32 protein-coding genes and 2 pseudogenes are annotated in these 23,613 nt (G+C 45.6%); 15 read left to right on the forward strand and 19 right to left on the reverse strand.

Annotation, left to right across the window (positions count from 1 at the left end):
- The first annotated feature begins 43 nt into the window (after positions 1-43).
- Positions 44-1,628 (forward strand): annotated as a pseudogene (locus tag JCM11216_RS12195) (hydantoinase B/oxoprolinase family protein).
- A gap of 305 nt (positions 1,629-1,933) precedes the next feature.
- Here JCM11216_RS12195 and JCM11216_RS19720 read toward each other — a convergent pair.
- Positions 1,934-2,026 (reverse strand): HEPN domain-containing protein, encoded by a 93-nt coding sequence (locus JCM11216_RS19720; protein WP_243676262.1) that lies wholly within the window; start codon positions 2,024-2,026, stop codon positions 1,934-1,936.
- Here JCM11216_RS19720 and JCM11216_RS12200 point away from each other — a divergent pair.
- On the forward strand, positions 1,987-2,304 hold the full coding sequence (locus JCM11216_RS12200; protein WP_243676263.1) for a nucleotidyltransferase domain-containing protein: 318 nt from the start codon (positions 1,987-1,989) through the stop codon (positions 2,302-2,304). The two genes, JCM11216_RS19720 and JCM11216_RS12200, sit on opposite strands and share 40 nt — an antisense overlap.
- Before the next feature lie 206 nt (positions 2,305-2,510).
- Here the strand turns inward: JCM11216_RS12200 and JCM11216_RS19725 are convergent, their stop codons facing one another.
- The gene (locus JCM11216_RS19725) at positions 2,511-2,687 is read right to left on the reverse strand and encodes a hypothetical protein (protein ID WP_243676264.1); all 177 of its coding nucleotides are present in this window, start codon (positions 2,685-2,687) and stop codon (positions 2,511-2,513) included.
- Between the two features lie 15 nt (positions 2,688-2,702).
- Here JCM11216_RS19725 and JCM11216_RS19730 point away from each other — a divergent pair, with 15 nt between their 5' ends.
- From JCM11216_RS19730 to JCM11216_RS12225, 8 genes are all read left to right on the forward strand, one after another.
- Positions 2,703-2,972, forward strand: coding sequence for a hypothetical protein (locus JCM11216_RS19730; protein ID WP_243676265.1), 270 nt, complete (start codon positions 2,703-2,705; stop codon positions 2,970-2,972).
- On the forward strand, positions 2,948-3,520 hold the full coding sequence (locus tag JCM11216_RS19735) for a hypothetical protein (RefSeq protein ID WP_243676266.1): 573 nt from the start codon (positions 2,948-2,950) through the stop codon (positions 3,518-3,520). Before JCM11216_RS19730 ends, JCM11216_RS19735 begins: the two co-directional genes overlap by 25 nt.
- On the forward strand, positions 3,492-5,966 hold the full coding sequence (locus tag JCM11216_RS12205) for a hypothetical protein (RefSeq protein WP_243676267.1): 2,475 nt from the start codon (positions 3,492-3,494) through the stop codon (positions 5,964-5,966). Before JCM11216_RS19735 ends, JCM11216_RS12205 begins: the two co-directional genes overlap by 29 nt.
- 10 nt (positions 5,967-5,976) lie before the next feature.
- Positions 5,977-6,639 (forward strand): hypothetical protein, encoded by a 663-nt coding sequence (locus tag JCM11216_RS12210; RefSeq protein ID WP_054854389.1) that lies wholly within the window; start codon positions 5,977-5,979, stop codon positions 6,637-6,639.
- Position 6,640: 1 nt separating this feature from the next.
- A complete protein-coding gene (locus JCM11216_RS19740; protein ID WP_243676268.1) occupies positions 6,641-6,895 on the forward strand; it encodes a hypothetical protein in 255 nt (84 codons plus the stop codon).
- Between the two features lie 41 nt (positions 6,896-6,936).
- Positions 6,937-7,572 (forward strand): hypothetical protein, encoded by a 636-nt coding sequence (locus tag JCM11216_RS12215; protein ID WP_243676269.1) that lies wholly within the window; start codon positions 6,937-6,939, stop codon positions 7,570-7,572.
- Between the two features lie 207 nt (positions 7,573-7,779).
- Positions 7,780-8,121, forward strand: a complete 342-nt coding sequence (locus JCM11216_RS12220) for a hypothetical protein (RefSeq protein ID WP_243676280.1) — start codon at positions 7,780-7,782, stop codon at positions 8,119-8,121.
- A 3-nt stretch (positions 8,122-8,124) separates the two neighbouring features.
- The gene (locus tag JCM11216_RS12225) at positions 8,125-9,192 is read left to right on the forward strand and encodes a hypothetical protein (RefSeq protein WP_054854375.1); all 1,068 of its coding nucleotides are present in this window, start codon (positions 8,125-8,127) and stop codon (positions 9,190-9,192) included.
- On the opposite strand, the gene JCM11216_RS12230 is transcribed toward JCM11216_RS12225, so the two are convergent.
- From JCM11216_RS12230 to JCM11216_RS12275, 13 genes and pseudogenes are all read right to left on the reverse strand, one after another.
- Complete coding sequence (locus JCM11216_RS12230; protein ID WP_054854376.1) at positions 9,179-9,766, reverse strand: DUF99 family protein; 588 nt, start codon at positions 9,764-9,766, stop codon at positions 9,179-9,181. The genes JCM11216_RS12225 and JCM11216_RS12230 overlap by 14 nt on opposite strands.
- A 310-nt stretch (positions 9,767-10,076) precedes the next feature.
- Positions 10,077-10,667 carry a hypothetical protein gene (locus JCM11216_RS19745; protein WP_243676270.1) on the reverse strand — a complete coding sequence of 197 codons (591 nt, stop codon included), beginning with the start codon at positions 10,665-10,667 and terminating at the stop codon, positions 10,077-10,079.
- A complete protein-coding gene (locus JCM11216_RS12235) occupies positions 10,622-11,881 on the reverse strand; it encodes a hypothetical protein (protein WP_243676271.1) in 1,260 nt (419 codons plus the stop codon). The genes JCM11216_RS19745 and JCM11216_RS12235 overlap by 46 nt, the downstream gene beginning before the upstream one ends.
- Positions 11,882-11,954: 73 nt before the next feature.
- Positions 11,955-12,158 carry a hypothetical protein gene (locus JCM11216_RS19750; RefSeq protein ID WP_243676272.1) on the reverse strand — a complete coding sequence of 68 codons (204 nt, stop codon included), beginning with the start codon at positions 12,156-12,158 and terminating at the stop codon, positions 11,955-11,957.
- Positions 12,159-12,201: 43 nt separating this feature from the next.
- Positions 12,202-12,828 carry a dihydrodipicolinate synthase family protein gene (locus JCM11216_RS12240; protein ID WP_243676273.1) on the reverse strand — a complete coding sequence of 209 codons (627 nt, stop codon included), beginning with the start codon at positions 12,826-12,828 and terminating at the stop codon, positions 12,202-12,204.
- A gap of 51 nt (positions 12,829-12,879) precedes the next feature.
- Positions 12,880-13,098 (reverse strand): hypothetical protein, encoded by a 219-nt coding sequence (locus JCM11216_RS12245; RefSeq protein WP_054854377.1) that lies wholly within the window; start codon positions 13,096-13,098, stop codon positions 12,880-12,882.
- Between the two features lie 138 nt (positions 13,099-13,236).
- Complete coding sequence (locus tag JCM11216_RS12250) at positions 13,237-13,563, reverse strand: hypothetical protein (protein ID WP_054854378.1); 327 nt, start codon at positions 13,561-13,563, stop codon at positions 13,237-13,239.
- A 101-nt stretch (positions 13,564-13,664) separates the two neighbouring features.
- On the reverse strand, positions 13,665-14,141 hold the full coding sequence (locus JCM11216_RS12255; protein WP_054854379.1) for a hypothetical protein: 477 nt from the start codon (positions 14,139-14,141) through the stop codon (positions 13,665-13,667).
- A gap of 119 nt (positions 14,142-14,260) precedes the next feature.
- Entirely contained in the window at positions 14,261-15,355 is a 1,095-nt protein-coding gene (locus JCM11216_RS12260) for an AAA family ATPase (RefSeq protein ID WP_054854380.1), read from the reverse strand.
- Positions 15,352-15,534: a hypothetical protein gene (locus JCM11216_RS19755; RefSeq protein WP_243676281.1), complete on the reverse strand. Its 183-nt coding sequence runs from the start codon at positions 15,532-15,534 to the stop codon at positions 15,352-15,354. The genes JCM11216_RS12260 and JCM11216_RS19755 overlap by 4 nt, the downstream gene beginning before the upstream one ends.
- On the reverse strand, positions 15,504-16,208 hold the full coding sequence (locus JCM11216_RS12265) for a biogenesis of lysosome-related organelles complex 1 subunit 2 (protein WP_243676274.1): 705 nt from the start codon (positions 16,206-16,208) through the stop codon (positions 15,504-15,506). The genes JCM11216_RS19755 and JCM11216_RS12265 overlap by 31 nt, the downstream gene beginning before the upstream one ends.
- Positions 16,209-16,279: 71 nt before the next feature.
- A pseudogene (locus tag JCM11216_RS12270) lies at positions 16,280-17,593 on the reverse strand (heat-shock protein Hsp70).
- A gap of 6 nt (positions 17,594-17,599) precedes the next feature.
- Entirely contained in the window at positions 17,600-17,932 is a 333-nt protein-coding gene (locus JCM11216_RS12275; RefSeq protein WP_054854381.1) for a hypothetical protein, read from the reverse strand.
- A gap of 60 nt (positions 17,933-17,992) precedes the next feature.
- Here JCM11216_RS12275 and JCM11216_RS12280 point away from each other — a divergent pair, with 60 nt between their 5' ends.
- Positions 17,993-18,364 carry a hypothetical protein gene (locus JCM11216_RS12280; RefSeq protein ID WP_243676275.1) on the forward strand — a complete coding sequence of 124 codons (372 nt, stop codon included), beginning with the start codon at positions 17,993-17,995 and terminating at the stop codon, positions 18,362-18,364.
- A gap of 53 nt (positions 18,365-18,417) precedes the next feature.
- The gene (locus tag JCM11216_RS12285) at positions 18,418-18,702 is read left to right on the forward strand and encodes a DNA-binding protein Alba (RefSeq protein ID WP_054854383.1); all 285 of its coding nucleotides are present in this window, start codon (positions 18,418-18,420) and stop codon (positions 18,700-18,702) included.
- 57 nt (positions 18,703-18,759) lie between these two features.
- On the opposite strand, the gene JCM11216_RS12290 is transcribed toward JCM11216_RS12285, so the two are convergent.
- Positions 18,760-19,332 (reverse strand): ATP/GTP-binding protein, encoded by a 573-nt coding sequence (locus JCM11216_RS12290; RefSeq protein WP_054854390.1) that lies wholly within the window; start codon positions 19,330-19,332, stop codon positions 18,760-18,762.
- Positions 19,333-19,342: 10 nt separating this feature from the next.
- Positions 19,343-19,744, reverse strand: a complete 402-nt coding sequence (locus JCM11216_RS12295) for a hypothetical protein (RefSeq protein ID WP_243676276.1) — start codon at positions 19,742-19,744, stop codon at positions 19,343-19,345.
- Between the two features lie 233 nt (positions 19,745-19,977).
- On the opposite strand from JCM11216_RS12295, the gene JCM11216_RS12300 reads away from it, so the two are divergent.
- Complete coding sequence (locus JCM11216_RS12300) at positions 19,978-20,325, forward strand: arcadin 1 (protein ID WP_054854384.1); 348 nt, start codon at positions 19,978-19,980, stop codon at positions 20,323-20,325.
- A gap of 2 nt (positions 20,326-20,327) precedes the next feature.
- Here the strand turns inward: JCM11216_RS12300 and JCM11216_RS12305 are convergent, their stop codons facing one another.
- Together JCM11216_RS12305 and JCM11216_RS12310 are read right to left on the reverse strand one after the other, a co-directional pair.
- Positions 20,328-20,681: a DNA-directed RNA polymerase subunit K gene (locus tag JCM11216_RS12305; RefSeq protein ID WP_054854385.1), complete on the reverse strand. Its 354-nt coding sequence runs from the start codon at positions 20,679-20,681 to the stop codon at positions 20,328-20,330.
- 58 nt (positions 20,682-20,739) lie between these two features.
- Positions 20,740-22,407, reverse strand: a complete 1,668-nt coding sequence (locus JCM11216_RS12310; RefSeq protein ID WP_054854386.1) for a thermosome subunit alpha — start codon at positions 22,405-22,407, stop codon at positions 20,740-20,742.
- Positions 22,408-22,559: 152 nt separating this feature from the next.
- Between JCM11216_RS12310 and JCM11216_RS12315 the strand changes: the two genes are divergently transcribed.
- Both JCM11216_RS12315 and JCM11216_RS12320 read left to right on the forward strand, forming a co-directional pair.
- Positions 22,560-22,931 (forward strand): signal peptidase I, encoded by a 372-nt coding sequence (locus JCM11216_RS12315; RefSeq protein WP_243676277.1) that lies wholly within the window; start codon positions 22,560-22,562, stop codon positions 22,929-22,931.
- A gap of 50 nt (positions 22,932-22,981) precedes the next feature.
- On the forward strand, positions 22,982-23,539 hold the full coding sequence (locus JCM11216_RS12320; protein WP_054854388.1) for a GNAT family N-acetyltransferase: 558 nt from the start codon (positions 22,982-22,984) through the stop codon (positions 23,537-23,539).
- Positions 23,540-23,613: the final 74 nt, after the last annotated feature.

Genomic DNA, 23,613 nt, shown 5'->3' on the forward strand with positions numbered 1-23,613 from the left:
ATGGCAATGCTTTATTAGGGGGGGTTTGAAGCTTATCCTTAGGATGGTTTCATGGGAACTCGTGTTTAGAGCCTCGGTGTTTATTGCCGAGGAGATGGGCGTTGCCCTGCGTAGGTCAGCCTTCTCACCAAACATACGTGAGAGGATGGATCACAGCTGTGCGATAACGGATTCGGAGGGTAACATTGTGGCTCAGGCGGAGCACATACCGGTGCACCTGGGCTCATTCAGGGTAGGCGTTAAGAACCTACTCAATTGGCTTAGTAATGAGGGTGTCGAGCTTGGACCTGGCGATGCCGTGATTCTCAATGACCCATACATATCCGGTACGCACTTAAATGATGTCATGGTCATGGAACCGATATACGTAGGTAATAGGCTCATTGGCTACGTCGTTAATAAGGCTCACCACGTGGACGTTGGTGGGCCCGTGCCGGGTAGCATTAACCCCCAGCGCTAGGACGATTTATGAAGAGGGTTTGGTAATACCGCCGGTTAAGGTTATGATTAGGGGGGGTGAGTTGCAGCGTGACATACTAAATATAATACTCAGTAACTTCAAGACCCCCCCGGAGACCGCGATTGGTGATATAACGGCTCAACTCGCCGCGAATAGGGTTGGGGTTGCCAGGGTTAGGGAGTTGGTGGAGAAGTACGGTGTTGATAATGTCGTTAATGCGTGGAGGGAGGGTATTGAGTACGGTAGGAAGTTAGCCCTGATGGAGATTGGTAAGTGGCCCAGGGGGGGTGTTTATGATGCGGTTGACTACATGGAGCTTGGTGATGAGCTATTACCAATCAAGGTGTCTATTGAGTTAGGCGGGGGGGAGGGTATTAAGGCCGACTTCGGTGGTACGCATGAACAGGTTGAGGCGCCAATAAACGCTGTTTATGGCGTGACATTCTCAGCAGTATCATTTGTAATAAGATCATTGATACAAAGTGACATACCAACCAACGAGGGCTTCTACAGCGTTATAAGCGTCATGGCGCCCGAGGGCACACTCGTTAACCCAAGGAAGCCCGCACCAGTGAGTGGCGGCAATGTGGAGACGACGCAGAGGATTGCGGACGTGGTCTTTAAGGCATTGGCTAAGGCACTACCTAATAGAGTACCGGCGGCTGGGTCTGGCACTATGATGAATGTAATGATAGGTGGAACATTGCCTAATGGCGGTTATTGGGCATATTATGAAACAATTGGTGGTGGGACTGGCGGTAGACCGGGCAAGCCTGGTGTGAGTGGTGTTCATGTGAACATGACGAATACATTAAATACCCCCATTGAAATCGCCGAGAGACAATACCCACTGCTATTCACGGGTTATAGGATTAGGGAGGGGGGGAGTGGTGGTGATGGGTTGTACCGGGGGGGCGGTGACGGCATTATTAGGTCATTTAAGGTGCTGACTAAGGCGAGGCTATCGATAATGGCTGAGAGGTTTAGGACAAGGCCGTGGGGGGGTCTATGGGGCGGTGGTGATGGAGCGCCAGGTAGGGTCACTATTAGGAGGAGTAATGGTGAGGTCATTAATTTACCGAGTAAGGCAACAATAGACCTGGAGCCAAGTGATGAGGTAATAATTGAAACGCCGGGAGGTGGGGGGGGATACGGCTCAAGAAGGTGATTTTTATTAAATTCTTAGTGAAAAATTGTGTAAATAAAGTAAATGAGTACCAGGGAGTAAATCAATACGCTAATTAGGGGGGGGCCAGGGACTTTTAAGGACGGCAAATTTTCAGATGGAAAAATGGGATGTATGACTTAGCAATTTTCAACCTTGAACAGGCCCTTCAATTATTCTTAAGAGCGAAGATTCTGAGTATGGTGCTCAGTATCCACGGACACGCAGTGTGCGTTATTTACTTAAGTTTTTAAGTGATGATGCACCAAGCGATAAAAGGCAAATTGTAAGTCATAATTCACTGCTCATTATTTCACTACAACCTTAATTAACCCTTCAGCATCCTCCTTCGTATATTCCCTTGGCACATACCTGGCACCAATATAAGCATCCTCAAGCACGCCCAATTCAAATAAATACCTGTCTAATAACTCACTACTTAATTGAGGATGCTAGGAGAAGGCAAGATGTATTTAGGAACCTTGATAAGTACCTTCGTATTATCAAGGAGGTTGTTAGGTCCATAGACCCTGATGCTGAGGTTTACCTATTTGGTTCTGTTGCTGAGAATAGGTATGTACTCTCGAGTGATATCGATGTTTTGGTAATAACCAATGCGGATCCGGGGGGGGATTATTCTCGAGAAGCTGTGGAGGGCAGGTATTGGGCCTCCCTTTGAGGCGCATGTTAGAACGCCGGACAAGCTAGTTTATTATGAGAGGTTTAGTAGGTTGATTAAGATATGATTAGTACATTTTCCAGGTACTACGTAGGCGCGTCCTATGTAGGGGGCTTTGGTTGGTGATGGTGGTTATTAGGGTTGGTGCCCTGGTTTTGTAGGTTAGTTTATTTTGTTTGTTTTCTTAATTAATGGCTCATAATAATTCAATCATTGATAATGTATAGTAGGTTTGGGTTTATTGATAGGCCGCTGAATCCAAGTGGAGTTCCGCCTATTGAGCGTAGGTACTCGCCAGTTGGCTTTGAGGGTGAGCTTGAGAGGGTTAAGGCCGCAATCAATGCCTTCCTTAGGGGGGGTAGTGATAATGTTGCTGTCGTCATCGTTGGGCAGTATGGTTGGGGGGTAAGAGCGAGTTACTCGATGCGGTGGAGGCCGTGGCGCAGGGCCTTGGGCTCAGGGTTCTTAGGCTACCGCTTACCTTCGGTCTTGACATTAACGTGGTCATAAACTCACTGCTTAAGGCGCGCGGCAGCTCTAATGAGCCCCCCCTGCTCCTGCTTATTGACGAGGCTGATGAGGTTAGTAGGGCTGTTGAGCTTAGTAATGCCCTTAGCCCAGCGATGCCAGTAAGGTTAGGGACTTGGTCATTAGGCTTGGCTCGTTAATTAGGGCTTTGATTGAGCCCAGGAATTATAGGGATGTTCTTGGTGTTGATCCCAAGAGGCTTGGCAAGGTTATGATGGTCCTAGCTTTCACACCGCAACTCTACTATAACATACTCAAGAACATGGTGCCCGACGTATTCGACATAACGAGGGGGGGTAGGGTATACATGGAGATAGTGCTTGATGAGAGGATGCCCCTATGGCTCTACGAGGCAATGCTACTGCAGCGCTTCAATGCCTACTCCACGGATGAGAGGCTTGACTTGGTTAGGAAGGGCTTGATAAGTGGCCTTCATCCATTGAGGCGTGAGTACTTGGCCACGCTTTATGAGCTGGTGGCTAACACTGAGGGTGGTAAGGCTTCGCCGAGGGCCTTGGTTAAGTTCACGTCTAAACTCCTGGATATGGTTGTGGAGAGGGGTAAGGAGCTTAATTACGAGTTATTTGAGGAGTTCCTGAAGAGCGAGGTCTCCAACGGTGAGTTGAAGGCATACCTTGACGTGATTAATGAGGGACCTAATGATGAGAGGGGGATCCAGGGTATTTAAGGCATTGTTACTATCAGGCATACCAAGAGGTATTGGTGATTTAAGTTCGGAGCTTGGGTTTGATGTTACATCGTATATCAATGCGATGGTTAAGGCTGGGTTGATTGAGGAGGTTCAGGTCGTTAGGTTTAAGCTTGATAATGATGGATTAGGTAGGGTCAATAATGAGCTGGTTAAGTTAAGCATGGCGCCTATTGAGGGTGATCTTAGGGATATATCGATAAGCTATGGCTCGTATTACACGGCGTATGAGGGTGAGCTCATAATCTACGTGGTATTTCCAGGTAATGCTAAGGTTTCGTCAACCACAAGCATAACTAAGGCATACCAGGTATCGCCCAGGTTACATAGGATGCTCGTTTTTGGTAGGGAACCTGAGGAGGTCATTAGGGCTAAGGAGGAGGTTGGTAAGGCCATAGGCATTGTTAATGCGTTTCGTGAGGACTTGGCAATGGAGATAGTTAGGGCGGCGCTTGGTTCGCAAGTAACGCTTTACCCACTGTCAGGTGCTTTGTTTGGTGTTATTGAGAATCCGCTTGATGTTAGGATTGGTGTTATTGTGAGTATGGATGGGGGGGAACCCAGTCAGCTCATTAAATTGTTGAGTAAGGTTGTTAATGAGGGCGTAATTACGGTTAATGGCCAGGAGAGGGTTATTGACTCGTTATTAGTCATTATAATATCCAGGACTCTACTCACCAATGATATAGTGAAGAATGTTGTTGAGCTCATCAGTAAGTTATCCTGGAAGCTCGTGCTTGGTCCAGCGACTGACTTTACGTACTTCTCCATATTTGGTTCTGATAGGATTGATGAGCTTAGGTCCATAGTAATTGGTTCCAGGCTTGAGAGGTTGGATAGGGTTCCTAGGGAGTACTCGGTCTTTCTCGAGAGGCTTAATGATTATAGGGATGAGGTGTTGGCGTTTAGGGATAGGGTTAGGCAGAGGGTTCTTCAGTACACCATGGCCATTAGGCGTGGCGCTAAGGAGTCAAAGGATGCCGTGATCAGGCATATCGTTGAGGCTTGGGTTAAGGGTGAGGGCCTTGAGGATCAGCCTGAGGTTTTTAGGGATGAGGGTGGTAAGGCTAGGGTTAGTCCTGTTGAGTTGAGCTTCATAAATTACCTAAGGTCATTGGGTAAGCAGAGCTTCACAGTGAAGGAGCTTGAGTACCTCATAAGGAGGTTATACCCAACGCACCTATGGAGGGAGTTTAAGGAGAGCGATTTGATTAAGTTACTAAGTCTTAGGGGATTGTTATTGCCAGTTAATGATAACCTGACTGAGTATGCCCCCCCATACTCGCCCGAACTCGTGCCTAAGGTACTAACCATACTCAGTGAGCATATGGGGAGACTTAGTGAGTCTCTCCGTAAGCCATTATCGATAAGCATTGATGAGTTGAAGATGAGTATTGAGGTTCAACCTGGGATCAATGTTCAGGATAGCGATTGCGAAAGGGCGTTCACATTGTTGAAGGCCGTGCCTGAGACGTCGAGTGAGTTCCTAAGGAGGTACTCATTATTTATGCTATGTATTGATAGGTTGGAGGGCGAGGTTGATCAGAGGCTTGAGGAATTGAATAATGAACTATCCGCATTATCATCATCATTAAATAATATAATTAAGGACCTATCGAACAAATTGGGCAGCGCCAGGAAGGGCATTAATGAGTATTTACCGGCGCTTTCAAACGAAATTGATTCAAGGATTAACAACTTAATCGAGAGGGTTAAGTCATATATCCTGAGACTCAATGGACTTGAGTTGGAGAATATTAAGGAGAGCTTACCAACAATACTCGAGACAATAAACTCCGAGGTTAACGGCATGATTGAGCTAATGAATATCCTGAGGGGTATTGAGGATAGGATTAAGGAGTACGTAGAATTAACGGGCATATTAAGAAATGCATCAGTCATAGTGGGTAAGGGCATCTCCGAAATGGCCATTGAGGACTTCATAAATGACTTGTTACCATTAATAAGGCATGGTTCATTGGACTTATTGAATAATTACTTAAACGAACTAACGCGCATTGTTGAGTTAAGACGCAGGGAGCTTAGTGAGGTCTTGGGCAATGTTAATGCGCTTATTGATAAGTACGCTAGGATAACTGCATGGCTTAAGAAGAGAATCAACAATAAATTAGTTAGTAAGTTATTGGGTGATAGTGTTCCCGAGGTTCCAAGCCCATCACCTGCACTTGACAATGCCAAGTATATCAGCGATGCGATTAGGAACATCGATGAGGTGATTAGCGAGATTGGTAAGGAGCTTAACATACCCAAGGACTTACTCATTAAGGTTGCATCGTTGGGACCTAACGTGGGTATTGACGAAGGGTCCATAGCCAGGGAACTCAATATTGATATCTCCACGGTTAATAAGTACCTGGAGAGTATGTGGAGGGCAGGTCTAATTGATAGAAAGTATGTAACGTGAGGTGGTGCTCATGAAGATTGCGATTCTCGGGCTAGGGAGGAATTGCATACCCAATGAAGTATTTAGTTGCGAAGATACCGACGATGCTACCGTAATCATTGACTTAATCGGCGGTCTTAGGTCCTTGAACGTTAAGGCTCAGTTAGTAGTCTCATCGAACCCTGAACCTCTCGTTCCGGTTAAGAGGCGTGTGGTTGATGAGATTGCGATTGGTAATTCCGTGTTAAGGACTTTAATAGGTCTTGGGGGGGAGCTCGATGGTGATGCCGTTATTAAGGGTGTTAGGGGGGGTGAGGTATTTGGCGTTTCAGTGAGTGGTAAGGTCGTACTCTTCGCAAGGCCATTACTCATTTACCTAGTCCATGACCCTGAACCGCTCATTAACGAGTTGAAGCTCCTGCTTAGTAATGCCCCCCCACCCAGTGTTAGTATTGAGGATGTGGTTAAGGAGTTGGCGTCCTTAATAATTTCTGAGAGACGTAGTAAGAAGGTTTCGCGCACGTTGGCTTACCTGGAGGAGTTTCTTCAAGACGGTGATGTTAGTAGGTTGCCGCCATACATACTCGACTTACTGACTGGCGTTGGTGCTGTGCAGGGTGATAGGGTTAATAGGGAATTGATTGAGAGAATAATAGGCGAGGTGAAGGCCAGGATATACCCGAGGAGGAGCTGAGATGTTTAATGACGTAGTAATAAACATGCTGGAACTCATTGAGACCAGGATAGCCCAAATGAGGGATAGGGCACTTGACCTACTTAATAATGCAGGTAATTTCATCGACCATGTAATCGAGGTGGTGCCAAGCAGGGATTTTACTAAGTTCATAGCCGTTGATTCCGGGTTTACGGAGGTAACGTACCTCGGCTTTAGGATTGCGGTCATTAACATAGCCCTCCTAGTGAATACTGACGGTAGGGGGGGCACATAATAAATAGGTTTGATGCTATACTCGGCGTTTCCAGTGAGGAGTTGGAAAGGATGGCGTTGGATATGGAGGCCCAATACGCGCTGGAGTACTTAAGGCTCTTTCCAGTAGATGTGGTGCTGCTTGATGGTGCGTTGATGGGAAGGAATTACGTGAGTAAGTTTAGTGTCCCATTGATTGGTCATGTTAAGGATGTTAGGAGTAACAGGTATTCGCAGGGGGGGATAGTTGATGGTGGGTTCAGGGACTACGTCAATAAGGCTCTGCAGGTAATGGAGGAGCCCTTGGTAATGCATATGGTTATGGAGACATATAGAGCTAGGAATAAGTCAACAAATGCCCTAATCACTAGGCCTTACGTGGTCGGTAGGGTTGGTGATAGGGAGGTTTATGGATTTTATGTTCAATACCTACCAGCGACGTTACCGATATATACTGAGTACGTGGGCGAGCCCGGCATGATTCAGCACGTGGTATCACGCATAGCCCCATTGTCGACAATGCCGAGGCTTGGTTATCCAGCTCCACTGTACATTGTTGATAGGGTTGCTAAGGTGAATGCGGACTTCAGGGGGGGGATGGTTAGGTTAATAATGGAGAAGTTGGGTGGTGAGGTCTTGAGTGAGTTAAGGGGTATGTACTTAAGGATGGGACTTAACGAGTATGTAAAGAGCAATTGATCAATTAAATTACGCATTTAAGAGTTTCGTACCTAGGTGAAGCATCATCCCGGGTTCAATTCATCACATGATCAGTAGCGTCCTTGACCTAATCACCAAGTAAGGTGCATCATCCCGGGATTTAATTCTTTTTACTTACAATGACCATTAAGCAAATAAAGCATTAAGGGATTTGATTGTTAGATGTTGATTTATATTGTGCGTGCAATGAACGAGCTTAGGAGGTGTCTCTCAATCTATGATGAGTTTGAGTGCTCGGCATATCTTAACAGGACATATGGCACATGGATGGTTAGGCTCAGTAATGATGAGGCTAATGCAATCCTTAACGAAGCATCCAAGGTATGCACGCAGGTTGAGAGCAGCTTCCTCTACTGTATATTCTGCGTTGGTTCGCAGTGCAGTATGGAGCCCTCGGAATCTGTGACTAAGTACATAATTGACTGTCTCGATAAGCTCAACATCAGGCAGGGTGTAAGGGATGCACTGAGGAGTATGCTTAATAAGGCTGTGGAGATTAATTCCGAGGTCGCCTGCACCGGTGAGTAACTAATGCTTAGGCAGGCAATCTTTGGAGGAGTCTTCGATAAATTGCCACAGGACGTTTACAGGAGATGGTTCATCTACCAAATGAGGGTTTCCCAGGCATTATTAATAATCTCCATGGCATCCTTCATAATTGGTTCGGCTGTTTTGGCGTTGAGGTATGGGCGCCTACATGGGGATTTAATGCTCGGCGGCTTGGTATTATTCTACATAGGCATAATGTTCAGCCAGCACCCTGGCTTCACGAGGGTTATGCCAAGCCCGCTTGCGTCAATGCTAATTGGCTTATTAGCCATTGCCTGGTTCGTGATTTACGCATTGGGAATGTGGCTTAGCTGGATAGTGGGCGTTATTCTCGCGCTATACTACGCGCTACTGTTGATTATCAGGGGTGGCTTAGGCAGGAAACCCCCCCTTTACTGGCCCAACACATTCTTCCTGAGCGGTTTGATTAGCTTAATGATTGCCCTATACCTAGGTGGCTTTAGACTGGTGGTATTCCCCCCCGTGGCGTCAATCGTTAGTCTCATGAGGCGTGTTGAGAGTAGGCAAAGGCCCATCTACGCCATTGATGTACCATACGCGGTCCTACTCCCTGTGATGACGTACTACCTCAATAACCCCCCCATAGACCTGGCAATACTTTCGCTACTCACGTTAATAGTCATTGGCGTACCCAGGAAATTCGGACCCGCGTTTAAGACTATATACTCAAGGGCCTACCCAATCGGTTCATCGCTTGGTAGGGCGATGCTAATAATCACCGCAATCCTGGCATTAGTTGGAGTTCCGCTGGGTGATGTCGTTCACGCGCTTTTCATAGGCTTCATAGCCGTAATAATGTCCTCACTCTGCATACCAATGCTTAACCCAGGCATCCTCTGGTTCTCAATGAGGCGCTATGGCATTGCTGGCTTCGAAATACCAACACTCCTCTTCATATCAGCCATATTAAGGGCAATTTATTACCTAGTCGGCCCACAACTAATCGCTGCGTCCCTAATCCTCGTATTCATGGCGTATATCGAGGTCGCGGCATCATACTTAAGCGGTGAGAGGGTTAAGGTGCTTTAACGTAGTTAAGTAGCGCATTCGCTATCAACCTTGCGACCCTAATCGGCTCGGGCCTCTTACCCTCCTTAACAAACTTCCTAATTATTGTCCTAGCCGTCCTATAGTCAATCCCGGTAAACCTCACGTAAACCCTTAAACCACCGGGTAGCAGCATTTCCTTAGGCTTACCCAACTTCTCATAAAGTCTCACCCTCACGTCTGAATCGCTTAGAAACAACTTCCTCAGCGCATTTACGACATCACCCTCAGGCTCCTCGAAGGTCAGGCACATTATGGGCAGGCCCAGTTCATTCGCTAGCCTCTCCAGGTCAATTATGTTGTACCAGGATATTATACAGCCATCGATCATCAACAACTGAATGTCATTCCTATTAAATGACCTGTATAGGCTTATTACGGCATCCGTAGCGTCTAAACCACCGACTGTGGTCCTACCCAGCGATACACCATCAATAACGCCATCACTCCTCATGACAACGCCAACCAATATCGAGTACTTAAGGTCAAGCCTAAAGCTCTCGGCTATACCAAGGGCCCTCACGCCAGGCTTACTAACAAGGGAATCAGTACCCATACTGCTCTAATCACGTAATGTTCCACAGTTTAAATTATAATACTTAACATATACTATGAATTAATTGATTACCGGAGTTACAGGAACAATTTTCATTAAAACATTAATCATTAATTAATTTGAATAGCCAAACTCGGTGCTAAGCTGCGTCGTGCTTAAGCTTAAGGCTGCAGTCATTATGAGCACAATCATTAATGTAAATCCTAATCTATGCATCGTATTCATTAATCACCAGTTAATTTTATCCGATATATTGTGCCTTAAAATGCAATGATTATGGGACATACTAATACAATGTATAATGCACACTTTACTTATTGCAGTAGATGTTCCCTAGGTAGGGCTGTGTCGAATTAATGATTATGCCCACGGGGAATGCCTCGCCACTCACTGAGCCGTAGCTATACTTTATGGGTGTTCCGTAAAACGCCACGTAGTATGCCGAGCCGTAATTGGCGACTAAATTAACTATAGTATTGAAGTAAAAGAATGACGAGGAACCTGGCGGTGGAACCATGAGACCGGCTATGCCAAGGGTCACTAGACCCGCCAGGAACTGATTACCGCCGAATATCGCGGCTATGCTTGAACCAACACTTGGGTAAGCAAGGATTAAACCGGCTATGAATAAGCCCGCCTCTGCAGCTATTCCATATGGGTTGGGATTGAATGTTGATGCAGCCACACTTAGTGAAAAGTAGCAGCCTGATGCCGTACATGTTATACTGGGGCTTGACGTGCATAAACCATTATAGTGATGATTACCGTTACTATCCCTCGAAATGAAGACATAATCATAAACATAGCTTGGGCTAATTAAACTGAACTTAGGCGCTATCTGGCTCATCATGAAGCTCATAATGCCATTACCGAGGTCAATGCCCGGCCATACCCACAGCACATTATTATGTATGGCACCTGGCAGTAGCTGATAACCGCCGTAGCATTAGCATACTCATCAAGCGAATAAGTATAGCCGTTCTGATCGACGTAGTAACCCTCGAACTGTATTAAGGCTAGGGTACCATTGATACCTAGGTAAAGGAAGCCTGGTCCCCTATTGACGTAGTAATAAAGGTTCGGGTATGAGTACGATAATGAGGGACTTGACGAAAATGTGAAATATGCATAGATATTATCAACGTAATTATAGCCATTGTAGCCTCCATAAATAGGTAGATTACTTGAGAACTGTAGTGTTGGACCAACAACCTCAAGCCCAGAGCCCGGAACATTAACAGCTCCATAGAAACCAGAGCTCTTTTGAGCGTAACCGCCTATACTCAGCACTATCCCACCACCAATATTATTACTCCATGCGTCCTCGCCCCAGGCAATCCACAGTATGGGTATTGAACCATTAAATCCAGCGCAGGCACGTGGCTCCCAATAAATAATTCCTGTACCGGCATAGGTTGATGGCGGAGCGGCATTCAGTACATTAGTACTTCCGAGGCAGTTGTATGGTCCCACGAAGCCGTATGGGTCTACTAGGGAATTCATTATTGATGATGCGGCATTCGCAGTGCCATGGCTGTAGACAACCTTTACCGGCTTTACTCTGCTGAAGTATACATTTAGGTTTATTACTATTGATGCATTATTTACTATCCAAGTTGGGCTAAACGGAATTGCCGCCACTACGGTTCTGGTCTCGTTTGTGGACTTGTCAAAGTACGTAATGAATGCGAGCAGAGATGGCCATACCACATCTAGTGTATTTCCATTTAAGACCAAGCCCTTCACGGTCTCCCTGGCTATGTCCATTATCGGCTTCGCTGTTAGACTTATATTTAATGAGCCGACTCCATAATAATAACCTATCGTATAAATATGCCCTTCACCTAGGGCGAATAGGCTGACGGTTAATGGGACTGGATTGCTATTTAAGTACCCACGTATTATGAGTATCGGCCTCCTTGTTGTTATGTTGTAGTAGTAAACCTGATATGTATCGGTACTGATTGCCAGTATTGGCTTGGGGGGGTTCAGCGACTGAGCGAGTGTACTTAATGCGATGAGTATGATAATGGCGGCAATTGATATAGCAAACACCGTTATTGCAATAGTCCTCCTATTGATATTCATGGATATTAAATAATCATTAATTACCAAGAATTTTTTACTTCGGGTGTTCTTAAAAGATAGATCGAGCTGAATTGAATGAGCATTTTTAAATTTAATGGAGTTACACCCTGGGTTTTAGTCCTAACCTTATTAATCCATCCTTGAGTCTCTGCATCTCTGGGTCGCTCAATGGTCTTAGGTATGGTTCCTTAACTGTTCCGAAGTCGTAACGCAGTAGATGCACGAGTTTGTAATATCCATCAACCCCCCCTGGATACTCCTTAATCAACTCCCTAACCCTGGCTATTAAGTCCTGCTTCTCCATGGCTGACTGAAGCTACCGGTCCTGAAGTCATTGAACATTTCTCTCATGACCTCCGGAAGCACGTTGGCCATCGCGAGATACAACCCTTTGCCCCCCCAACCATAAGTGCCGGCAGTATTGTGGAGTCTGCGCCATTGAGCACAGTTATGCCTAGTCTAACGTGGCCCATTATCTGTGTTATGTCGCCAGTACTATCTTTAACACCGGCTATTTTAACACCATCACTGAGTAGCCTCGCTATTAGGTCTGGTGTTACGTTGAAGCCTGTGTTCTGCGGTATGTTGTAGATGAATATTGGTAGCTTCGTTAACTGGGACAGCTTCTCGTAGTACCTCCTCAACGTTTCATAATCTGGTCTATAATAGATTGGTGGTATTGAGGAGATAGCCACTGCGCCATACCTCTCGGCAAGTCTCACCGTCTCCGCCACGTCCTGCCAATCAAATGAGAAGACATGAACCATTAACTGCCTATTCGTATTCCTTGAAATAACCTCCAAGGCCTCTCTCCTCTCCTCAAGTGTTAGGTATGGTCCCTGGCTAGTCGTACCAAATGGGTAGAAACCATCAACGCCAGCCTTCGTTAGTGAGTCAACGTGCCTCGCAAGGGACTCCTCATCCAATTTACCGTTTTTAAAGGGTATTGCCAAGGCTACGAATATTCCCTCCATCGTAGGTATTCGGCATAAAGTCCTTAATAAAACTATTCATAATTAATTGGTTCACTGGACAATCCTCCTCTCATTACCCTCCTTAACAAGCCTAATAGCACTATACCTAACATTAGCCTCCTCGGCCGCTTTCACGATATCATTGACTAAATCCTCTGATTGAGTCGTGATTATTACCTGACCAACCAAGCCTTCACTAACGAACCTGGTTAATAACGCTGCAAAGGCCCTCCTAATGTTTACGTCAACGTAGGGTATTGGTTCATCCATTAGTAGGAAGTCAACATTGTGGTTAGTAGCTCTATAGACACTTAGCAGGAATGAGAGGCTATCGTCAGTCTCTGCCCATCGCTCAACCTGGATATTGTAACCTTCCTACCGCCAGGCCTAATTGCATAGAGTGTGTATTCACTGACTACTCCGACAATGCCCCCTATCCCTAACCGTAACCTCGATACCCGCACCCTCAAGGTCATTGTATGGGTATAGTAGCTTGAATATTGAACCAACGTTGTCCCTAACAATCCTAATCATTTCATCCCTAACCCTGGCCTGAACCTCCCTAATACCAGCCCTAATCCTGACCAACCTGTTGTAGAAGTCCTCGAGGAAGTCAAGTCTCTTCCTGAGCACTGAGGGGGGGTCCTCCTTATCGAAGCCGAGACTTGACAGTGCAAGCTCAAGCCTACTTAGCTCTGCCGAGTCATCACTTAACCTAGCCCTAACCTGGGTCAACCTCTCATCAATATACCTAATTTGGTCTTCAATACTCGTTAAAGCTCTCGTATCAACACCAAGACTACTGAGTTGTTGCCTAAATTCCTCCTCCTGCCGCTTCAGGGAATTAAGTTCCCTATACTTCTTAGGTATGAAATTGCCTTGTCAACATCGTCAATTTCAGCCCTAAACTCGTCAATAAACCTCGTAAGTACCTGAATTCTCCTATCAATATCCCTAATGGTCTTCTCAATAGTCTCAAGCTTCGAGATCACAGCCTCAAACCTAGACCTAACATCACGTGCACGTTCAACGGTGGTCTCGTAATCATTAACGATGGGTAACAAGGTCTCCATATTAGTTAAGGCCTTCTCCAGCTCATTCAGTTTATTTCTCATCTCCTCAATTTCGTCACTACGACCCCCCCTCGATAACTCCTCAATCCTCCTCTTAATGTTTTCATAATCCTCCTCACTCAACGGCCTATTACAGACAGGGCACCTCTCCTCGTGATTACTCAATATGTATTGTAAAACATTTAGTAACGATACTCTAAAGCTTTCCTCGGAACTAAGCTTCTCAAGCCCACTCCTCAACTCCTCAATGTCCTTCCTAACCTTAATTGGTTCACCATACTTATCAACTAATGCCCTATACTCCCTAACCCTGGGTTCCTCCTGGGAAAGCCTTGCCTCCAGCTCCTTAAGTGATGCCTTCAGTGACTCGACCTGGATCTCGAGGTCATTACGGACATTACTAAGGTACTCCCTATCCTCAACCAGCTTATCCTTAAGTTTGGCGAGTTCCTCAAAGGCTTTGTATATATTCTCGCAGCCTCAGCCAGGTTATCATTAGTTATCACTAACTTACTAACCTCATCAGCCTCCTTAACAAGTGCGTACTCCTCAAGCTTCTCAACCAATGAATCCCTAAGTTCCTCAAGCCTAAGCCTAATGCTCGTCTCATTAACCTCCTTAATACCCGCCCTCTCAAGCTCCTGCTCAAGGCTCTCCCTCCTAATCCTAGTAGCGATATAATTACTGTATAACTCCTCAACACCCCCCCTGAAGTTCTTCAGTATTTCCTCCCTCTTTCTCAATAAGTCATTGTAGGCATTACCGAGTTCCTCCTCCTCCTTCCTCAACCTATCAATTTCCTCCCTAAGCTCATTAACCTTCTCCCGCGCCCTCTCGATGGAGCCATACTTAACAATTATTTCAGGAAGCTCCTTAACACTGGCGAGCCTCTGCCTAAGCCTATTAATCAATTCCTCAAGCTGGGACATGGGCAACGACTTATTTAAATTGTCGAGCGCCTCAAGCCCAAACAACTTATCAATGAATAAACTCCTCTTCGTGATATTACCATAGACTAGGGCCTCAAGGGTCCTATGCGTAACTAGTACAAGTCTCTCAAAGTCATCGTCGTCAACGCCCAGGAACTCTATGACTTTAGGATTGACGTCATCACCCTTATACCTAGTGCCGTCAATTATGGCAGTAGGACTCTCCCTTGCAGTTTCGCCAGACCTCTTAAGCTCTCTAACAATCTCGATACCACCAGTAAGCACTAGCCTAACGAGTGAGGAATTCGAATCCTCATTTATTAGGTCAACTAACTTCGAAACCCTCTCCTTAACCTCCAACTGGGTTCCATAGAGCGCATACTCAATCGCCTGAACAATACTTGTCTTGCCAGATCCAACGGGTCCATGAACTATATTAATACCATCATTAAAAACAACCCTATGCTCACCTCTAAACCCCCCCCTGAAGTCCCTAATGATTAACTCATTAATCCTAACCTTCACCCCTCACCCACCTCAACACCAACCTTACTCAACTCCTCATTAATCGCCTTAATAACGCCCCCCCTCCTACCGCCCTCCTTATAAGCCATGTAAAGCTTAATAGCCAATTCAGCATCCTGCCCAAGCCTCTCCCTCAGGAACCTAATTATTAACTCATCAAGCTCACCCATTCCCACCACCTCCTCCTCAACACCTCAATCCACGGATTGTTACTGAGGAAGTCGGGTAACTCATTACTAATTGTCGAGCCCTCCTGCACAGCGGTATTAGGCGTTCTTGTGCCTTGCGGTCCAACACTCTCTAGCCTATTGAGGCGTTCAATTAATTCATTAATTGTTTGTTCAATCCTCATCACCCTATTCCTCAACTCATTAATGTCCTTGGCCAATGGCTGAATGTTGACGCCCGATAAGGAATTCCTCACATCATTAATCGCCTTCTCGAGATCATCAATCCTCTTCTTAATACTTTCATCAACACCCTGCTGTAGCTGTATTGGTATGCTTGGTATTAACTCCTCCACGGCCCTTTCAGGATCACTTGATGATAGGTCATAAATATAAACACCAACCCTGTTACTCCTGAATAATTTACCATTGATTAATCCCCCCCTGGCGCTCTGTGGAAACGCTATATACGCCTTATTGTAATTAAACCTGTTCCTCATGACATTACTAAGCTCATCAATTATGTAGGACTCCGTTGGGAACTCCTCAGTGGATATCCTGAGGTAAACCGTGTTATTACCCTCCATGAGCACGACCTCCCTCTCACTCAATTTATCCACTACCCTGAAACCCCCCCTCTGCAATAGCCACTCCTCAAGAAGCTTCCTTGCAATTTCAATACTCATTATACCTACACATTACTAATTAACAACTCACTTTTTAACCTAATTGAATCATAGGATTAGAATGAAAGGGCCTATTGATGAAGGTAATACCAACCCTCCTTAGTCCTCTCATTCCACTTCACGTTACTGGGCAGCGCATAGCCGTATATAATGGCCCCCTTCCAAACACTGAATTGCGGATCCTTAACGATACTGATACTTAACTTATTAGCTAGGTCTGGAAGTCTCTCTGATACCATTAACCTGATCTTATCCACGCTATTAACAGCCACGTCCTCGAGACCAGGCGGCACAGACCAATTAAATGCACCACCGCTAAGTATTATCGTACTCATTATCTTATCCTGAATCTCCACAGGAACCTTCCTAATACTCGTTATCAACGCCTCAGCTATATCCATCTCGCCATAAAACACCATATCACCAACCGTGGCATCCTCAATCACGAGCCTACCCTGCTGAATATAACTCGTAAACACCTCATGCCTTGGATTGAATATAACCTCGCCAATCAGGAACCTCATCCATGCGGTATCCCTCAATTCAACCTCAACCAGCGGATTAACCCTAACCTTAACCGCAAACCTATCGGGATCCTCCCTAGCCCTCTTAATGGCATCGTCTAGATTCCTCGGCACTAGGCCAACGGCTCTCTTCACGATTTCAACCACGTAATCATCCTTAGCCAAGTCACCATAGCCCGAGTCCTTAAGGACCTCCCTAGTAACCGCATTTGCCTCCGCACCACCCTATTAAGTGCCACGATACCCTCCCTAATCGGCCCATAGCTAATCGGCACGAGCTGTATATTGCCATGCCCAGCCTCAATAACAGTGCAAGTCACTGCCTTTTCGGCGATTGCAACGGCAAAGGTTGATCAATTATGGTCACCGCCTGGAGTAATTTACCGCCAAATTCCTCATTAACCTCCTTATGAACCTCAATCATCCTATCCCTCATGTAGTCAGGCGCCAATGCTGATAAGGCAACCACTAGGAAGAGACCCCCCCTAAAATCAGGTCTCTTAATAAAGTCCGGGTAGAATTGCGAGAAACCGTACCTAGCAAGTTCCTTAATTATCTTCCAGGAATCCTCATCTTCCCTTCTAATAACGCCATCCTTAAGTGGATAACGCAGGTTCCTGATGGCATCCCTAATGGAGCTTAAGTACTTAGGTATGTCATCGCCAACCACGACCCCCCCCTCTCAAGAACCTCCTTAGGCACCAGTAACTTAATGCTCTCTGGTAAATCCCTAAGGAATAATCCACGGCTTTGAATCATGTATGGCCTGTCCTTAAGAGATATTGGACCATACTTAAAATACCCAGTACCGAAGTCCTCCGCATACACGTAGTTAAGCTTATACTTACTCTCATCAATCATGCCGAATCACCAGATCGCCTTTATTGCTACGAACTCATTATTAAACATTATTACGTACGTATCATCAAACGCCTTAACCCTGGGCTCTAAATAATCTCTTAATTTATCCGGCAATGAATTAATGGATCCATTAAGGCAACTGAGCACTTGATCAAGGGCGTCCTTTAAATGCTCACTTGTGGTCTCCACGTAATACATAGCCTGATACTTAATCCCATTATCTATGGCTATGAACTTAAGGTTGAGACTACTTAATATGCACGTTATGAATTTGCGTCCCTCCCTAATAACATCATCCTCATCCTTTACCTCGCCAACCTTACACTCCTGACAGCCCACGTAAGTTTATTAGCAATAAGGTTTATAAGGAGATTGCGCCTCTTGTGACGGGATTATAAGGTGCACAGTATTATGGAGAGTGAGTTAATCCTTGAGGTTAAGGATCTTGGAAACATTGTAGTTAGGTTGGAGCCAGCCCTATCCCCACTGACATACGCCAGGTTAGGTAAGTCATTACCAGCAAGGGCAAATGCGATAAAGTATAGCCAAGTCATACTAATACCACTAGATCTTGGCCTAGTTAGTGAGGGTAAGAGGACTGGCCTAAAGCCATATGAGGTTGGTTATTGGGTTAAAAAAAGGAGTTTAGTAATTGCGTTGGGTAATGTTGACTTAGGCGAGCAAATCAATGTACTTGGTTACGTAATTAATGGTGCCGAACTTCTTAGTAAATTGAATGGTGGCTACTCCATAAAGCTCTCGATTAGGTAACTAGGATTAAGCTTTTAAAGGGTTGGGGAGGTACCGAATACGGCGAAAGAGGTATGAGCACGCAGGAAACCACAATACTAGTGGGTAAAAAACCAACCACAAGCTACGTAATAGCCACGGTAATGAGCTTCAACGCGGGAGCCAAGAAGGTAATACTGAAGGCCAGGGGGGGCGGCGCCATCGCTAGGGCCGTCTCAACGGCAGTAATGATAAGGGATAGGTTCCTACCAAACCAGGTAAGGATAAGCGACATAAAGCTACTGACCGACAAGGTAACTGGGCAGGGAGGAAAGGAAAGGTCCGTTGCAGCAATAGAGATAGTGCTTGAGAGAGTCTAAGGAGATAGAACATCAACGATAACTTCAAAAACTAAATAAATACAATAAATTAATTTATTATTGTTGTATCTCTTCATTGCTATACTTCGTCATTTCAACAAGATAATTCTTAATCTCTTCAAGAAGTGTCACAAGGACAAACAATGCGCTTCTCCTATTAGTGGCTATTAATGGCATTACCTTAACCTCATACGGCGCCTTTAAAATATTCTTAATAGTAAACGTATCTACTGCGGTGGGTATATCCTGCTTGTTCGCGGCAATTATGTGCGGCGTTGATGGGAAGTTCTCCCTAAAGAAGTTATACATGCCCAAGGCCTCCTTAACCCTCTCCTCACTCGAGCTATCAACTATGAACAAGTAACCATGCATGCCCCTGGCAATTATCTTCCACATGAAGCTAAACCTCTCCTGGCCGGGAATGCCGAATAAATGCACGACGAGGTCCTCCCTAACCTTCATCCTACCGTAGTCAAAGGCCACAGTAGTACTTTTCTTGTTATCCATTAGTCCCTTCGTTATAGGTGCCTCGGTATCGATGGGTAATACCTCACTTAGGGTCTTTACGAATGTTGTCTTGCCAGCACCGTAGGGTCCAGCTATTACTATCTTTATGGTCTTCACTGGCATGGTGTTCACCTCATATGGCGGCCTTACTCCTTATGAAGTTAATCACATCTTCAATATCCTTAGGCGTTATCTCAACATTAACAACCTCAACAATCTCTTCCTCGCTGGCGCTAAGTAACTTCCTTAATAAGCCGTATAGCTTGTCAGCGTATTTCTCAAGTATTATCCTGGTGAGGCCTATTGATGCCTCAGAATTAATTATCACCATTATATACCCCACATCCTTAATACTCATTAGTTGAATAATGCCCTCAATACCCTGCATTAGTACGTAATTAATTCCTCCAATAGGTAGTGCCGACACTAGGCCCTTTAGCGACGAGATAAACCTAGGCGCTGCAAGGAATGTACTACTAGTATTAATTAGCATGGTATTTGTGACGTAGGTTATTACCGTGCCATCCTTATCCATAATGTAAACAGCCCTTATTTGATCAGGACTTTCTGAAACTATCCCCCTCAGCTGACAACTTAACCTCATTTATGATTCTTTGAATATCACTATCCACAATGCTTTCTATTTAATATAATTTTTAAGTCTTTCGATTCCATTCATATTGATTAAGACAGTAATAATTTCAAACATCGAAAGAGCATAGGATATATCTAATAAGTTTTTTAAATGCATGATGTGGGTTAATACGGATGATAACAATAAAGGGTTATGTAGTAAGTAAGACTCTGGTTACTGATCCAACCGGCAGTAAAATGATAGCGATACAAATTGTTGAGGAGAGGGAGACGCCAGGCCCAGTCATTACTGGTACTGACGAGACATCGCAAATGATGAGGGACGTGATGCCCCCCCTCGTCCAACAGCTACTTAGATCAATGCCCATGGTTGGCCCATTAATGAGCGGTAAGGTCCCAATACCCAGACTCCTAATTTGGCTTAATGAGGACGAGGCCGAGGCACTGGGTCCCAAGCTGGATGTCGGCGATGCTGTGGAGATTAGGATAGATAATGGCAAAATGGAGTTGGTTAAAATTTAGTGTTATAACTTTACGTCAAATTCCCTACTTAAATCAAGTAAGTCCTTCAGTTTAATCCTCACGTGCTTACCGTTTGGTAGCGTCCTAACGATAATAAACGGGAGCAATCCTCTACGAACCTCCTCAATGGCAATGTCGATTGGGTCATATGTACCCAACTCCTGTGGGTTAATAAGTGGTTGAGCACCCATGGCCAATTGCTTCGCCCTAGACGCCACTATCCTGGCGAGCTCGTACTTAGTTATCCTCGGTGGATATGTCAACTTACCCTTAATCAAGTCATTAACAATGCCCAAAATACCGGCTAATGCATCCTCCTTAAGGATTGAATTTGAGGTTTGATTTGACGATGACATTGAAGAATACGGAAATAAATTTGTTTAAAAATCTAACTTTATGAACGCCAAATTTTTATTATTCAGACTTTGATTCACTCTCCTCGCCACCGCTTTCGGTCTTTGACTTACCGGCACCGCCGGTCTTTGTCTGGGCAGCTGCGACTATGTCGTCGATCCTGAGTATCATTATTGCGGCCTCAGCGGCGCTCCTAATCACGTGGGTCTTAACCAACAGTGGGTCAACAACGTTGATCTTAGTCATATTGGCAATCTTACCACTAAGCACGTCAACACCTGCATCGAATTCACCAGCGTCATGTCTCCTCCTTAGCTCGGCAATAGCGTCCACCGGGTCTAAGCCAGCGGTTAGGGCTAGTATCGTCGGAATGTGTTCAAGAGCCTCTGCAAACTTAAGCACTGCAAGCTGTTCCTTGCCAGGTAACTTCCTACCCCACTCCCTGAGCCTCCTTGCGATCTCCATCTCAAATGCACCACCACCGGGCACTATCTTAGGCTCCCTGTATAGGTCCCTAATTACGTGGAGCGCGTCCTGCATTGACCTCTCAGCCTCATCAAGTATCCTATCCGCTGCACCCCTGAGCAATATTGTTACTGCCCTTGGGTTCGGACACTGCTCAACAAAAACCATCTTCTCCTCACCAACCTTCCTCTCCTCAACAAGCCCAGCAGTACCGAGGTCCTCAGGTCTCATGTCCTTAATGCTGGTGACGATCTTGGCGCCAGTGGCCTTGGCGAGCTTCTCAATGTCGCTTCTCTTAACCCTCCTAACGGCCATAATGCCCTTCTTGGCCAGGTAGTGCTGGGCAACCTCATCAATGCCCTTCTGCGTTATAACGACGTTGGCTCCGATCTCGGCAAGCTTGTCAACGTAGGACTTCAGTATGTTGGACTCCTCCTCGAGGAATGCCTTTATCTGCTGTGGTGATGAGACTGATATCTTCGTGGTCCACTCAGGCTTCTCAATCTCAAGTGGCGCATCTAGGACTGCTATCTTGGCATTAACAACCCTCTTGGGCATTCCTGGGTGAACAACCTCCTTATCAAGCACAATACCCTGGACCAGCTGCGTCTCAAAGAGTGACTGTCCCTTCTTCTTCTCGATCTTAATCCAGTCTAGGTCAAGGTTGTACTTATCACCAACCTTCTCCACGGCTATGGCGGAGGCATCAACGGCGATCTTTGCCAGGTAGTCCCTGGCCTCGGCAACAATCTTACTACTCAGTGAGTTCATTGCAACAAGTGCCAGTTGATTCTTATCCTCGGCATTTATTGGTTTGGCGATTTCGTTGGCGACTTGTATTGCGTAGTCCATGGCCTTCTTATAGCCGTCAATAATTATTGTTGGGTGAATACCCTCATCCAATAACTCCTCAGAGAGTTCCAGCAACCTGCCAGCCAGTACTACGGCCGTTGTCGTTCCATCACCCACCTCTGCGTCCTGGGCCTTGGCAACCTCAATGAGTAACTTAGCGGCCGGGTGTTGAACCTCCATCTCCTTGAGTATTGCGGCTCCATCGCCGGTTATTGTTACGTCACCGAAGGCATCAATGAGCATCTTATCCATTCCCCCCCTGGGCCCCCCCAGGCTCGTTGATAGTATCTCGGCAATTACCTTGGCAGCCATTATGTTGCTCCTCCTGGCATCCGCGCCGGTTGTCCTTTGTGAGCCCTCCTTAAGAACCATCACTGGTACTCCTCCCTTTTGCTGTGTACCGCTGCTCATCGGCGTCTCCGTAAAGCACTTCTATAAAAACCTTTCTCCAAAAAGGCGAGTAAAAAATAAGTACCGCAATAGCTACAGCCAATGTAATGGGATTGGGGGGGCATTTATTAATAATACTTGTGGTTATGTCGTTATTTGTAATACCGTGGGCGGTGGTCAGTTCGTATTCCATGGAGCCGACGCTCGAGGTTGGCGATTTAGTAATAATAGTACCACCAGGTAAATCCTGCGGTTCGCTTCTGGGACATGTGGCTATTTACTATTCGCCAATATACTACGACTATATAGTACATAGGGTAATAGCCATCAAGAATACCCAGGGATGCATATACACCTTTAAGGGTGATGCAAACTCACTATCTGATCCGCCAGTACCATATAATGATGTTGTTGGTGTTGTAGTCTTTGTAATACCTCAGCTGGGTTTTCTAAGCCTTTCATACAGGACCCCCCCCACCGCCGCCTTGTATACCCTAGGGTTCATTATACTGGTTGTAATCCCAGCATACCTACTTGATAGGTAACGATATTTTATGAGGAAAAACGTATTAAGTCTCACGACTCTGGGATTTTAATGGGAGAGGAGGTTCGGGATATAACGACTAAGTTGAGTGGCCGTGAGTACATAAGGGGGGGTAGGGATGGCAGGGTATTCGTGCTTAGGGAGTTTGAGATAACGGATCTAAATAGTGTCGTCATGATAAACAGGAGGGTGCTGCCTGAGAACTACCCAGAGTTTTTCTTCGTGGAGCACTATAGAAGCTTTCCCAAGGCCTTCATAGTGGCTGAGCTTGACGGTGATGTGGTTGGTTACATGATGAACAGGGTCGAGTTTGGTTGGAGCTACATCTGGAAGGGTAAGCCGACTAGGAAGGGTCACGTTATTTCAATTGGCGTATTACCTGAGGCGAGGAGGTTGGGCATTGCGTATAACATGATGATTAGGGGTATGAGGGCTATGAAGCGCTTCTACGGCGCTGAGGAGGTTTACCTTGAGGTTAGGGTTTCCAACACACCCGCCATTAACCTTTATAAGAAGCTGGATTATAGGGTAGTCGACTTAATAAAGGGTTATTATCATGATGGTGAAGATGCCTATATAATGGCTAGGCCGCTCAACAACTTTGAGTGATGATAGGCTTTAATTACTCACCGAACTTCTCGAGCGTACCTAGGTAATTAGCTATGATGTTCATAACATCGATA

It is taken from the genome of Vulcanisaeta distributa JCM 11216 (assembly GCF_001315985.1).
GTDB lineage: Archaea > Thermoproteota > Thermoprotei > Thermoproteales > Thermocladiaceae > Vulcanisaeta > Vulcanisaeta distributa_E.

Bases quoted from the DNA above. Each gene is read 5' to 3' on its own strand.
- JCM11216_RS19725 (WP_243676264.1), bottom strand. From the start codon at position 2,687: ATGACGACAGCAACATTATCACTACCCCCCCTAAGGAAGGCATTGATT.
- JCM11216_RS12205 (WP_243676267.1), top strand. From the start codon at position 3,492: ATGATGAGAGGGGGATCCAGGGTATTTAAGGCATTGTTACTATCAGGC.
- JCM11216_RS12210 (WP_054854389.1), top strand. From the start codon at position 5,977: ATGAAGATTGCGATTCTCGGGCTAGGGAGGAATTGCATACCCAATGAA.
- JCM11216_RS19740 (WP_243676268.1), top strand. From the start codon at position 6,641: ATGTTTAATGACGTAGTAATAAACATGCTGGAACTCATTGAGACCAGG.
- JCM11216_RS12220 (WP_243676280.1), top strand. From the start codon at position 7,780: ATGAACGAGCTTAGGAGGTGTCTCTCAATCTATGATGAGTTTGAGTGC.
- JCM11216_RS12225 (WP_054854375.1), top strand. From the start codon at position 8,125: ATGCTTAGGCAGGCAATCTTTGGAGGAGTCTTCGATAAATTGCCACAG.
- JCM11216_RS12230 (WP_054854376.1), bottom strand. From the start codon at position 9,766: ATGGGTACTGATTCCCTTGTTAGTAAGCCTGGCGTGAGGGCCCTTGGT.
- JCM11216_RS19750 (WP_243676272.1), bottom strand. From the start codon at position 12,158: ATGGAGAAGCAGGACTTAATAGCCAGGGTTAGGGAGTTGATTAAGGAG.
- JCM11216_RS12240 (WP_243676273.1), bottom strand. From the start codon at position 12,828: ATGGAGGGAATATTCGTAGCCTTGGCAATACCCTTTAAAAACGGTAAA.
- JCM11216_RS12245 (WP_054854377.1), bottom strand. From the start codon at position 13,098: ATGGATGAACCAATACCCTACGTTGACGTAAACATTAGGAGGGCCTTT.
- JCM11216_RS12265 (WP_243676274.1), bottom strand. From the start codon at position 16,208: ATGAGTATTGAAATTGCAAGGAAGCTTCTTGAGGAGTGGCTATTGCAG.
- JCM11216_RS12285 (WP_054854383.1), top strand. From the start codon at position 18,418: ATGAGCACGCAGGAAACCACAATACTAGTGGGTAAAAAACCAACCACA.
- JCM11216_RS12290 (WP_054854390.1), bottom strand. From the start codon at position 19,332: ATGCCAGTGAAGACCATAAAGATAGTAATAGCTGGACCCTACGGTGCT.
- JCM11216_RS12295 (WP_243676276.1), bottom strand. From the start codon at position 19,744: ATGGATAAGGATGGCACGGTAATAACCTACGTCACAAATACCATGCTA.
- JCM11216_RS12300 (WP_054854384.1), top strand. From the start codon at position 19,978: ATGATAACAATAAAGGGTTATGTAGTAAGTAAGACTCTGGTTACTGAT.
- JCM11216_RS12305 (WP_054854385.1), bottom strand. From the start codon at position 20,681: ATGTCATCGTCAAATCAAACCTCAAATTCAATCCTTAAGGAGGATGCA.
- JCM11216_RS12310 (WP_054854386.1), bottom strand. From the start codon at position 22,407: ATGAGCAGCGGTACACAGCAAAAGGGAGGAGTACCAGTGATGGTTCTT.
- JCM11216_RS12320 (WP_054854388.1), top strand. From the start codon at position 22,982: ATGGGAGAGGAGGTTCGGGATATAACGACTAAGTTGAGTGGCCGTGAG.